At 60.3% G+C, this 12167-nt stretch carries 10 protein-coding genes; 4 read left to right on the forward strand and 6 right to left on the reverse strand.

Annotated features, from left to right (window positions below; translation table 11 throughout):
* Nucleotides 1-3: 3 nt before the first annotated feature.
* The gene (codA, locus tag HX811_RS28715) at nucleotides 4-1239 is read left to right on the forward strand and encodes a cytosine deaminase (protein ID WP_003219538.1); all 1236 of its coding nucleotides are present in this window, start codon (nucleotides 4-6) and stop codon (nucleotides 1237-1239) included.
* A gap of 2 nt (nucleotides 1240-1241) precedes the next feature.
* On the opposite strand, the gene HX811_RS28720 is transcribed toward codA, so the two are convergent.
* The 6 genes from HX811_RS28720 to HX811_RS28745 form a co-directional block, all read right to left on the reverse strand.
* Nucleotides 1242-3392, reverse strand: coding sequence for a lipase family protein (locus HX811_RS28720; RefSeq protein WP_177048430.1), 2151 nt, complete (start codon nucleotides 3390-3392; stop codon nucleotides 1242-1244).
* 48 nt (nucleotides 3393-3440) lie between these two features.
* Entirely contained in the window at nucleotides 3441-3983 is a 543-nt protein-coding gene (locus tag HX811_RS28725) for a hypothetical protein (protein ID WP_143495382.1), read from the reverse strand.
* A gap of 67 nt (nucleotides 3984-4050) precedes the next feature.
* The gene (locus tag HX811_RS28730; RefSeq protein WP_177048432.1) at nucleotides 4051-4893 is read right to left on the reverse strand and encodes a DUF4123 domain-containing protein; all 843 of its coding nucleotides are present in this window, start codon (nucleotides 4891-4893) and stop codon (nucleotides 4051-4053) included.
* Entirely contained in the window at nucleotides 4893-6935 is a 2043-nt protein-coding gene (locus HX811_RS28735; RefSeq protein WP_177048434.1) for a type VI secretion system tip protein VgrG, read from the reverse strand. Before HX811_RS28735 ends, HX811_RS28730 begins: the two co-directional genes overlap by 1 nt.
* Before the next feature lie 311 nt (nucleotides 6936-7246).
* Nucleotides 7247-8236, reverse strand: a complete 990-nt coding sequence (locus HX811_RS28740; RefSeq protein ID WP_177048436.1) for a diaminopimelate epimerase — start codon at nucleotides 8234-8236, stop codon at nucleotides 7247-7249.
* Nucleotides 8233-8994 (reverse strand): FadR/GntR family transcriptional regulator, encoded by a 762-nt coding sequence (locus HX811_RS28745; RefSeq protein ID WP_087693068.1) that lies wholly within the window; start codon nucleotides 8992-8994, stop codon nucleotides 8233-8235. The genes HX811_RS28740 and HX811_RS28745 overlap by 4 nt, the downstream gene beginning before the upstream one ends.
* Before the next feature lie 234 nt (nucleotides 8995-9228).
* On the opposite strand from HX811_RS28745, the gene HX811_RS28750 reads away from it, so the two are divergent.
* The 3 genes from HX811_RS28750 to HX811_RS28760 are packed head-to-tail and all read left to right on the forward strand — an operon-like array spanning nucleotide 9229 to nucleotide 12141.
* Entirely contained in the window at nucleotides 9229-9969 is a 741-nt protein-coding gene (locus HX811_RS28750; RefSeq protein ID WP_177048438.1) for an SDR family oxidoreductase, read from the forward strand.
* 28 nt (nucleotides 9970-9997) lie between these two features.
* Nucleotides 9998-10843: an ureidoglycolate lyase gene (locus HX811_RS28755; RefSeq protein WP_102369452.1), complete on the forward strand. Its 846-nt coding sequence runs from the start codon at nucleotides 9998-10000 to the stop codon at nucleotides 10841-10843.
* A gap of 20 nt (nucleotides 10844-10863) precedes the next feature.
* A complete protein-coding gene (locus HX811_RS28760; RefSeq protein ID WP_008432761.1) occupies nucleotides 10864-12141 on the forward strand; it encodes an L-fuconate dehydratase in 1278 nt (425 codons plus the stop codon).
* The last annotated feature ends 26 nt before the right edge of the window (nucleotides 12142-12167 follow it).

The following is a 12167-nucleotide window of genomic DNA, read 5'->3' on the forward strand; positions in this document are numbered from 1 at the left end:
CCCATGCACATCATCAACGCCCGCCTGCGCAACCGTGAAGGCCTGCATGATCTGCACCTGGAACACGGCCGGATCGCCAGCATCACCCAACAAGGCGCTGCCCCCCTGGCAGGCCCCGACGACCTGGACGCCGCCGGCAACCTGGTGGTCCCGCCTTTCGTCGAGCCGCACATTCACCTCGATGCCACCCTGACCGCCGGCGAGCCGCGCTGGAACATGAGCGGCACCCTGTTTGAAGGCATCGAGTGCTGGGGCGAGCGCAAGGCCACCATCACCCTGGAAGACACCAAGACCCGCTCCAAAAAAACCATCCAGACCCTGGCCGCCCATGGCATCCAGCATGTGCGCACCCATGTCGACGTCACCGACCCGGACCTCACCGCGCTCAAGGCCATGCTTGAAGTACGCGAGGAAAGCGGCCACCTGATCGACCTGCAAATCGTCGCGTTCCCCCAGGAAGGCATCGAGTCGTACCGCAATGGCCGCGAGCTGATGGAAGAGGCCATTCGCCTGGGCGCCGACGTGATCGGCGGCATCCCGCACTTTGAATACACCCGTGACCAAGGGGTGAGTTCGGTGAAGTTCCTGATGGACCTGGCCGAACGCACCGGTTGCCTGGTCGATGTGCATTGCGACGAAACCGACGACCCACACTCGCGCTTTCTTGAAGTGCTGGCCGAAGAGGCCCGCAGCCGTGACATGGGCGCCCGCGTGACCGCCAGCCACACCACGGCCATGGGCTCCTACGACAATGCTTACTGCGCCAAACTCTTCCGCCTGCTGGGGCATTCGGGCATAAGCTTTGTCTCCTGCCCTACCGAAAGCATCCACTTGCAGGGCCGCTTCGACACCTTCCCCAAACGCCGCGGCGTGACCCGGGTCAACGAACTGCTGGAGGCTGGCATGAACGTCTGCTTCGGCCAGGACTCCATCGTCGACCCTTGGTATCCCTTGGGTAACGGCAACATTTTGCGGGTGCTGGAAGCCGGGTTGCATATCTGCCACATGCTTGGCTACCGCAACCTGCAAAGTGCCCTCGACCTGGTCACCGACAACAGCGCCCGGGCGATGGCCCTGGGGGATCGTTATGGCCTGGAACCGGGACGCCCGGCGAACCTGTTGATCCTGTCTGCAGACAGCGACTATGAAGTGATTCGCAGCCAGGGCTTGCCGTTGTATTCGATTCGAGCGGGCAAAGTGTTGATGAAACGCCGGCCGGCGCAGGTGGAGTTTTTGTAGGCTCATACGATTGAATCTATATCGAGGGTTTGTGGCTTTCCCCAGCCATCATCCGACTGTGGCGGGATGCTCGCCACTTGGGTGAGTACGCGATTTTGCGGGTGAGCGAACCAGCGTTTCAGGCTGGATTGCAGGGTTGGGGATGAAGCGTGGCTGCCGTAGACGTCGCGGGCCTGGAGGCGGCGCCAGCGGAGGGTTGCCAGGCGGTCGCGACTACTTTGCAGACGATCAGCTTCGATGCTCAAGGCCTGGATATCTTCATAACCACGCTGATTGGTCGGTCGATAGCGGTCCAGTTCTCGTTTTTTCTCCCGCAGTTGTTGCCGCATGCTGATCAGCGCTTTTTCGATCAGCTCAAATTCACTCGCAGTCACCAGTGTTCCGTCGGCGTCCACGGTTTGCTGCCAGCGGCGTAACGTCGCCCAGGCTGCCGGGATGTAGCTTGCGGTCATAAAGTGCTGCTTGTATTGGACTAGCTGCTTGATCAGGTTGGCCCGGTCCGGCATATCACCGCTGAGTTGAATCGCGCGATTGCATGCAGCTTCTTCGATCGACTCACACCCGGGGTTCCACAATATTGAAGACTGTGTGCCGTCGGGCAAGGCAATCGGCATGAAATGCTGCTGGGAGCCGTGATGCTGATAGGCGTTCCCGCCCACCCGCACCAACCCAAGTGCGAACAGCAGGCCAGCAGGTGCAGGATTGCTGAACAGGGTAACAAGCCCGGGAATCCAGAGTTTGGCAGTTGTGTTCATCCAGGGTGCCGGGACGCTGGGTACCGGGTCGTTATGATTGACGATGCGGTGATGCACCAAAGATGAAGCACCGTCAGTGAACTCAGAGTCGGCAGCGCGGGGAGCGCCATAGGTGTAAAGAAGGATGCTGCGGTCGTAACCTGGAATTCGCCTAAGAGACTCTGCCAGCAGCAGTGCTATGGCGCCGCCGAGACTATGGCCACAAATTATGATGCGCTGGCCTATGTAGAACCGGTCGAGGTAATGCAGCGCAAAATCACGCATCGCCCGATACGCGCCATAAAAGCCCTCATGAACCTTACCAACACCCTCGACAAAAGCGACCTGGTGAGCATTGGCATCCCTCAGCCCATCGGAACGGCTTGCAGTGCCCCGCACTGCGATCAGGATCACATGGTCGTGATGGCTGATAAACGCCTGAGTATCAGTGCCATTCTCCTCGTCATCAAAAAAATGCAGCTTCGCTGGGTGGGCCGGGGACTCTCCTTGCCCCGATCGATTTTGCTCATACAACTCAGGATCAAAAGGCAACACCTCGAATCGTTGCGAGTACGGCACGTCTTCATACACGGGATAAAAGTGTTCCACCTGGTCGGAATCGAACTTCCAGGCCTCCTGATAGCCCGACAGTTGTTCGGAAAAAAAATTGCCCACACTGGGCTCTATGGGAAAGCTGACCTGGTCCATCGGCGGAGTCGATGGTTCCTGCCCAAAATCGCAATAACTCAAGGTAGCCATAAGCGCCAACTGATAAAGGTTCAAGGCACAGAACTGGTCTTCAATCGACAACAACGGGCGTAACGCACGCAGCGGCCTTACCTCCAGCACAGTGTGCAGGTCAGGAAATAAAACCAGCCCTGTCAGCTTGGGCTGAGGGGGGCCAAACCCAAGTTCAGCCAGCATGCGGAGCGCATGCCGCGGTGGTCGATGGGTTCTGGGCGCCAATGGAGGCAAGTGAGCAGTGTGCAAGACCAAGTCACTGACCTCGACTTGATAGAATTTGCCTGTTTCCCGTCGTGCCGGGTTTCGCTCGACGCGCTCCCCGTCTACACGTGAAAACCGCGTCTGTTCGGCTCGCACCTGAAGCTCGGTGATAGGCAGTGGGTAACAACCACGCGTTTGCAACGTTGCGTAGTAATCCCCGCTCATTTCATATGGCGCATCGAAGATCAGAACCACAGGCCCTCGATATGGGTTGTCCAGCTTTGCGAAACCGTTTCCATCCAAACGACCTGCATATTGTTGACCTGTGCTGTCAAAAACCTTGTACGCAAGACCCCCATAAGCGTTTCCGTCACCTGATTCGTCCACCAGACAAAAACTCAGCCAACATCCACGCACTGCACAAGCCGGCATTTTCCCGCTGAAAAAGGGTTGTTTCCATTCTGTAAGCGCCATCGCTGAATATCCTTATTCAGTAAAAGTTAAAGATAAGTACGCTCCCCATCAGATTTCCCCAAACACGAGCCTCACCGTTTTACCGTTCAGCTCATCACGCTGCACACGGCCACCCGTTGCAGTCGTTGGCGGCAGTCCTCTTGCATCCACCAGGTTGCATTGAAATACGTTATCAGTCGCCTGCGTTGGCCCTGCCGGCCTGAGTAACCACTGACAGGCCCCCGGCACCTCCAAGGTACCTGGCCCCGGCATTCGAGACATATGGGGTTCAACCCAATCATGCACACCGATAAACGCAAAATCCCCCCCACTGTCCGACAAGTGCTCAGCCGACTTCGCATAGACATCAAACGTCATGTAACGCAGCACTAACGGACACCCGTTCACCGTCTCCGTAAGAGGCAATTCGAAGCTCGCCCGATTCGCCACCGACTTCTCAAGAGCGTCGAATATCTTGATCTCTGGCAGATCACCTGGACGCCATCGTAAAGTGCAAGTTTCACCTGTTCCGGGGACGTAAGTTGCATCGCCTCTGAGTCTGTAATTCGCCGGCAAATCGACCTCCAAAGTGAAACTATCAGCAGGCTTCATCACACAACCGGAAACACCCAGCACACTGCAAACGAATACCCCTCGCCACACGCCCGACATAAATCCCCTACGCATCCTGCTGCTCCCGCTCCACCCGACGCCACTCCCCAACCACCCGCTGAAAATGATCCTCCGCCACTTCCCCCTGCATCGGCTGCCATCGAACAAGCACGTTCCCAGTGGCCTCCACCAAGCGCCGCACCACCAAAAACTCCAGCTGTTCCGGCCTGTCCCATTGCCAATCCCGCGCTTGCTCCAGCACCTGCGCCAACCAGATTCTCGGGTCTTGAAACTCAACCAGTGCGCTCAACGCCTCGCTGTACTCGGCCAGCAGGTAACGCAGGATATTGGCTTGCAGAATCACTCCCGCCTGGGGATTCGGCGCCTCCAGCCACGGCGCAGGATCGGGTACCGGATACGCCCCCGGAGCCGGGTTATCGACACAACTCCAACGCTCACCCTGCCAGTAACACACGCCGATCAGCGGCCCGAGAAAAACAGGCCAGTCCCGAGCAGGCAGGTGAACCAAGGCCCGCGCCAAGGTGCGGTTATCGTGGAAGCGGTACAGCGCCTGACTGCCCGCCGTTCCCACCACTAACCTGTCGCGCCAGTGCCGGGTAACACCCGATAAATCATCACCAGGCAGGCTGCCCAACCAGCCCCAATTACGCTGGGGGTTTTGCAGCAAACCCACCAACGCGGGCTCGCTGACATGGTCGAGCAACAGGAGCATCGGCCCATCCGCTGCCATTTCCGATGCGACGGTTTCACCATAGAGGCAGCGATACTCAGCGACCGTACGTGTCGCCAGCAGTACCCCACGCGCATCGCTTTCACCCTGTAGAACCAGGCACAGCCGGCGCCCTGCCTGCTGCTGTTCAGCCATCCACTGGCCAGGCGCGATCTCCATCAAGCCGCCCTCCCCGTGGATTCGCACAGGCCTTCACGGCAGCGCTCGCACACTGGACAGAAGTCCGCATCCAGTCTTCTGGCCAGCTCCATGACTGCGCCTTGGATAACCGAAACCTTGGGCCCATCCGCTGCAAATGCGGACGAAGCAGCCACGTCACCCGGTCCAACTGGGTTGGCTGTGCGAATCACGGCAGGCGCACCGCCCAACGTGATCGGCCGACTGCTGAAAATCCCGCCGGCCTGAATCAGCAAATGCTCACCACCGGCCTTGAAGCTCAACTGCGCGCCGGCATCGATAACCAGGTTGGCGCCCGCCTTCAGATGGACCTGTTGCCCCGCTTCGATCATCAGAGTCTGGCCGACAAGGGTCTGGCTGTTGCCCTGCACGTGCAAGTGATCATCAGCCCCAAGCCGAACCTTGCGGTCGCCGGCGATGCTGCGGTGTTCCTCGCCTCCCAGGGTGGTGGCACTCAAGCCGTGGATGGTTTCCCGACGTTCGCCCACCACCTCCAGCCGACTGTCGTGGCCGACCTGCTGCTCCAGATCGCGTTGGGCGCGCAGGTAGATGAGTTCCTGGCCGCTGCGGTCCTCAAGGTGCAGCTCGTTGGCCCCCGTCCCGCCCGGCGAACTGCGGCTGCGTAGCACACTGCGGGTCTTGTGTTGGGGCAACGGATAGGCAACAGGCTGCAAGGTATTGGGCAGGCAACCATTGATCACTGGCCGGTCTGGATCACCTTCCAGGAACGTCACCAGTACCTCCATGCCCACACGCGGGATCATCACCGCGCCATAGCTGTCACCCGCCCATCCGGACGCCACACGCACCCAGCAGCTGCTCTTGTCGTCGTGCTGGTCCAGGCGGTCCCAATGAAAGCGAATTTTCACCCGGCCGTGAGCGTCGCAATGCACGTCTTCACCCTCGGGCCCGGTGACGGTTGCGGTCTGGCTGCCACTGATACGCGGTTTGACGTGCTTGAGCGGCGGGCGGTAAGCGGCGCGCCAGGGCGTTGCGGTAAATCGATTGCGGTAGCCGTGGAATGCTTCGACATCCACCACCGCCTCCTCCAGCACCTGCGGTTGATAGCCTTCGTGACGCACGCCGGTGATCAGCCACAAGTCATTACAGGTGCGGTCCGGATGGCCGCGCAGTTCCAGGAAATGCCCGCTGCGCAAAGCCGGCTGGTCACTGCGGCCCAAGGCCCGATGGCGGTCGCGTTGATGACGTTCCAGGCCACGCCGGGCCAACTGCAAACCTCGCAGATGCCCCGTGAATCCCGCAGGGTATTGATAGTCTTCAAGTGCCGGGAAAGATCCGGCCTGCTCCTGCAAGCGCAGCGACGGATGTTCGAAGTCGTAGTCACGCCGAACAACCTGAGCACTGCGCGTGGCCAGGCGCACATCGAAACGCTGGATCACCAGCGTTTCGGCAGCCCGGCCTCCGGCCGGGCAGTAGCGTTGCGCCGGCAAACGACGAAACACCGTCTGGTCATCACCCAACACCAGTACATGGGCGTCTGCAGTGTGGCGAAAGTGGTAGTGAATGCCCTCTTCCTCGCACAGCCGCTGGATAAAGTGCAGGTCGGTTTCCGCGTATTGCACACAGAACGTACGCGGTGGGTAAACCACCGGCCCCAGTTCGAAGGTATAGGCATCAGCAAGGATGCCGTGCTGCTCAAGCACTGCCGCGATAATTTGCGGCACGCTGCGCTGCTGGAAAATCCGCTGGTCGCAACGATGGGCCAGGTACGCCACGCGCGGCGCAAGGGTGAGGTGGTAGCGGGTCAGCCGCTGCCCCGGGCCTTCCCGGCCAACGCTGTAGATTTGCCCGTGCAGGCCTTCACCGGGCTCGCCAAAATCCAGATAGGCCGGTTGGTGAAGCAACTTCTCCAGATCCAGGCTGGGGTTTTCACTGACCCACTGCACTTCAATGAAAAAAGGCTGGTCAATCGTTTCGCTGCCTTTAAAAGCCAGCACCTGAAATGCCTGGTTCATTCCTGCAACGACCAGTTTGAAACGTGACGAAACAAGCGTATTGAACATCCGTTGTTACCCGCCATTCATTGTCGAGCTGAAATAACTTCTCCCGTAAACGCAGATAAAGCCACTCAATTCGAAGCCGATAAAAAGTGCCTGAACCCCAGGAATACTAGCGATTTCAGGCGAAATTCGGCCGCTTCAAAATAAAAAAGAAGATTCGTACATTGATATTGGAAGGGTCTTTTTATAAATACAGAAATGCAGTTAAACAGCCGGTACTGACTAACGGGAATACTCTTACACCACCATTCACCAGAGCTGCTGATTTATAGAGAAACAGCTGACAAAGATGATTAAGCCCGCCACTGCCTTTTTCAAACTTCCTGCAGCCGCGCAGTCCCGAACAGGCTAACGCTCAGCAACTCACCCGCCTCTGCTTGCAACCGTACGGGTGCGGTACCGCCCGGCATCACCACCGCTACTTCACCCGCCGTCACCCATCCTACAGACCAGGCGGCGCATGCCACCGCACTGGCGCTGGTCCCGGAGGACGCCGTGGGCCCCTCACCACGCTCAAACACCCGCGCGATCACGCGATTGCCTGAATCCCGGGCGACCCATTGCAGGTTGACCCCGGAAATACAAGGTTGGCCGGCCCCGGCAGGTGGTGCGAAAGCAATCGCCCTCAGCGGATCGAACCAGGCTGGTCGATGCAGCTGGGCGTTGTCCGGCAACGCTGACGCGTCCTGTACCAGCGTCACACAATGCGGGTTGCCCACACGCACAAACTGGCTGTGATTCCACTCGGGGTTGAGCGCAGCCAGTGGCGAAACATGGCTCACCTCAGTTCCCTCAAGCGAGACCGCGCCCACACCAACAGCCCCTACCGCCAAAGGCCCGAATTCGGGACGCCCCAGCGCCAGCCAAAAGCCTTGCACCTGTTCGTACTCCGCCGGCTCAACCCGCGTAACCACCGGCGACAGTGCGTCTGTCTTGTCGTGATGCACCTGCAACTCACAGCCTTGCGCCATCAATCCCTGGTCGGTCAACGACTGGGCGAAGATCGTCAGGCCATTGCCACTGCGTTCGGCCAGGGAACCGTCGGTGTTGACGATCAACAGGTCAAACGGCGGCGCGGCCTGGAACGGCCCCACCAACAAACCGTCACAACGATGCGCCTTGGCCTCGGCCGGGCGCGGCAACTCATCCCAACCGCCCTCGGCGGCAATCGCCGCCAATGCCCAAACACCTCGGGTGCCAGCGGCCAAGTCGGCACGGTCCGGCACGTCGATACCCTTGCTGCGTAACTGCGCCGGGCTTACCACCCCGTAGATATTCCCGCGGGCGTCGTAGAACAGGGTCATTGCGCAGTCCGCATAAAGATTCGTACCACCTCTTCCAGGTGCTTGCGCATCGCCTGTCGCGCACCCTCCACGTCTCGCTGTTCCAGTGCATCGAGGATCTTGCGATGCTCGTCTTCCGAGCGATGGGGCATGTCGTCCGAGGTGTAATGCGCCTGCAACCGCTGGAACATGCTGCCGTAACGATGCCCCAGCAAATGCGCAATCATCAACGCATACGCCGGATTGCCCGAGGCCTGGGCGATGCGAATGTGAAACAGGCGATCGCCCGGATGGGTATGGGAGCCGTCGCGGTTGTCCTGCACATTACGCTCGAAGGCCTCGCGGATCCCCGCCAGCTCTTCGTCGGTGGCATGTTTGGCGGCGAGGGCGGCGGCTTCCGGCTCAATCAGGCGACGGGCCTGGAGCAGGGAAAACGGTGGAATCTCGGCATTGAAGTCGACGTGCAGGTTGAGTTCCGGATCGAACTCTTTCCATTGATCCCGGGTGGCCTGGGCCATCACCGGTTCCTGGCTGACTGTCGGTTGCACGGGTTCGCACACCAGCACACCGTTGCCCACCCGCACGTCTACCAGGCCGATCACCTCCAGGGCAATCATCGCTTCACGCACGGAGGCGCGACTCACGCCCAGCAGTTTGGCGAGTTCACGCTCAGCGGGAAGTCGACTGCCCGGCGGAAATTCTCCGCTGTCGATCAACGCTCGCAACTGGTCGGCAATCTGTCGATAAAGACGTTGGTTATCAATTACTTGAAATGGCATCTAGGCTCAGCTCGATTCATGCACAGCACGGTCAAAGCGATCAACCCGCAAAAAAGCCGCTTGTTGACCGGGATGACCCATGCTAAAAATTGGATCAATGGCCTGACCATTGGATCGTTTCCAGTGTGCTGATCATAGCAAACCCACCAGGGTTCGCTATGCCGCAGATGCAGGTGTTTCACGTCCTCAATGGCCTGACCATTGAGCCAATAACAATAATCAAGGGAGTCTGTCATGGACCTCACCGGTAAACGCGTGCTGATCACCGCCGCCGCCCAGGGCATTGGCCGCGCCAGCGTCGAAGCCTATCTGGCGGAAGGGGCCGAAGTGATTGCAGCCGACATCAATCAACAGGCGCTCGCCGGCTTGCCGGGTGCGCAAACGGTGGTGCTGGATGTCACCGACGCCAGCGCCATCCAACGCCTTGCCGCCGAGATCGGCCCTCTGGACGTGCTGTTCAACTGCGCAGGCGTGGTGCATGCCGGCAATATTCTCGAATGCCCGGAAAGCGACTGGACGTTTGCCCTGGACCTGAACGTCACCGCCATGTACCGCATGATCCGCGCGTTTCTGCCGGGGATGCTGGCGGCGGGCGGCGGCTCGATCATCAACATGTCGTCGGTGGCCTCCAGCCTCAAGGGCGTGCCCAACCGCTTTGCCTATTGCGCCAGCAAGGCGGCCGTCATCGGCCTGACCAAATCCGTCGCGGCCGACTTTGTTACCCAGCGCATCCGCTGCAACGCTATCTGCCCGGGCACCGTGGAGTCGCCTTCGCTGCAGCAACGCATCGTCGAACAAGCCAGTCGTGAAGGCCGCCAGCAGGATGAGGTATACGCCGCATTCACCGCCCGCCAGCCGATGGGACGCCTGGGCACGCCCCAGGAAATTGCCCAGCTGGCGCTGTACCTTGGCTCCGATGCCAGCGCGTTTACCACCGGCACCACCCAGATCATTGACGGCGGCTGGAGCAACTGACCGCCCACTTCCAATAAGAGGATTGCTCATGAAATTGCTGCGCTATGGTGAAAAAGGTCAGGAACGCCCGGCCCTGCTGGACGCTGATGGACGTCTGCGTGACCTGTCCGCCCACATCAGTGATATCGCCGGTGACGCCCTGCTCCCGCAAAATCTCGCTCGCCTGCAAGAACTCGACCCCGCGAGCCTGCCCCTGGTACCGGGCAATCCGCGTTTGGGCGCCTGTGTCGGCCAGGTAGGAAAATTCATCTGCATCGGTCTGAACTACGCCGATCACGCTGCCGAAACCGGCGCCCCCATCCCTGACGAACCGATCATCTTCAACAAGTGGACCAGCGCCATCGTCGGCCCCAACGACACCATCGAAATCCCCCGCCACTCCACCAAGACCGACTGGGAAGTGGAGTTGGGCGTGGTGATCGGCCAGGGTGGCCGCTACATCGAGGAAAGCCAGGCCATGCAGCACGTGGCCGGCTACTGCGTGATCAACGACGTCTCCGAGCGCGAGTTCCAGCTGGAACGCGGCGGCACCTGGGACAAGGGCAAGGGCTGCGACACCTTCGGCCCGCTCGGCCCCTGGCTGGTCAGCCGCGATGAGATCGCCGACCCGCACCAACTGTCGATCTGGCTGGAAGTCGACGGCCACCGCTACCAGAACGGCAACACCCGCACGATGATTTTCCAGATCCCCAAACTGATCAGCTACCTCAGCCAGTTCATGAGCCTGCAACCGGGGGATGTGATTTCCACCGGCACCCCGCCCGGTGTCGGCCTGGGGATCAAGCCCGTGCCGGTCTACCTCAAGCCCGGGCAAAAAATCCGCCTGGGTATCGAAGGCCTCGGCGAACAGAACCAGACCACGGTCGACGCCTGACAAGAGACTAGGAGCCGCTCATGACTACCATTACCGCGATTCGCGTCGAAGATATCCGCTTTCCTACGTCCCAGTCCCTGGACGGTTCCGACGCCATGAACCCGGACCCGGACTACTCGGCCGCCTATGTGATTTTGCAGACCGACAACCCGGCCCTTGAAGGCCATGGCCTGACCTTCACCATCGGCCGTGGCAACGAGATTTGCTGCGCGGCGATCCAGGCCATGCAGCCGCTGCTGGTGGGCTTGACCCTGGAATGGATCGCCGAAGACATGGGCCGCTTCTGGCGGCATGTCACCAGTGACAGCCAGTTGCGCTGGATCGGTCCGGACAAGGGCGCAATCCACCTGGCCACCGGCGCGATCGTCAATGCCGCGTGGGACTTGTGGGCCAAGGCCGAAGGCAAACCCCTGTGGCGCCTGGTCGCCGACATGAGCCCGGAACAGCTGGTGCGCTGCATCGATTTCCGCTACATCACCGACTGCATCACCTCCAGCGAAGCCCTGGCCTTGCTGCGCCAACGCGCCGAAGGCAAGGCTGAACGCCTGGCCGACCTGCAAGCCAACGGCTACCCCTGCTACACCACCTCCGCCGGCTGGCTCGGTTACGGCGACGAAAAGCTGCGCAGGCTGTGCCAGGAAGCGGTAGATGCCGGCTTCAACCACGTCAAGCTCAAGGTCGGCCACGACTTGCAGGATGACCTGCGGCGCGTACGCATCGCCCGCGAAGTATTGGGCCCGGACCGCCAATTGATGATTGACGCCAACCAGGTGTGGGAAGTCGACACCGCCATCGATTGGGTGCGCGAATTGGCGTTTGCCAAGCCGTGGTTCATCGAGGAACCCACCAGCCCCGACGATATCGAAGGCCATCGCAAGATTCGCCTGGGCGTGGCGCCGGTCAAGGTCGCCACCGGCGAGATGTGCCAGAACCGGATCATCTTCAAGCAATTGATCATGCGCGAAGCCATCGACGTGGTGCAGATTGACGCCTGCCGCCTGGGTGGGGTGAACGAGGTGCTGGCAGTGATGCTGATGGCGGCCAAATATGGCCTGCCCGTGTGCCCGCATGCCGGCGGTGTCGGGCTTTGCGAGTACGTGCAGCACCTTTCGATGATCGACTACCTGTGCATTGCCGGCACCCACGAAGGCCGGGTGATCGAGTATGTCGACCATTTGCACGAGCATTTCGAGGAACCTTGCGTGGTGCGCGGTGCGGCCTATCTGCCGCCGAAGGCGCCGGGCTTTTCGATCCAGATGAAAGCCGCGTCCCGGGAGCAATACCGCCACCGGCCGTGAGCTGAACCGCAATTTGAATGGACGGA

Origin of the sequence: Pseudomonas sp. F8002 (assembly GCF_013385495.1) — a bacterium.
GTDB lineage: Bacteria > Pseudomonadota > Gammaproteobacteria > Pseudomonadales > Pseudomonadaceae > Aquipseudomonas.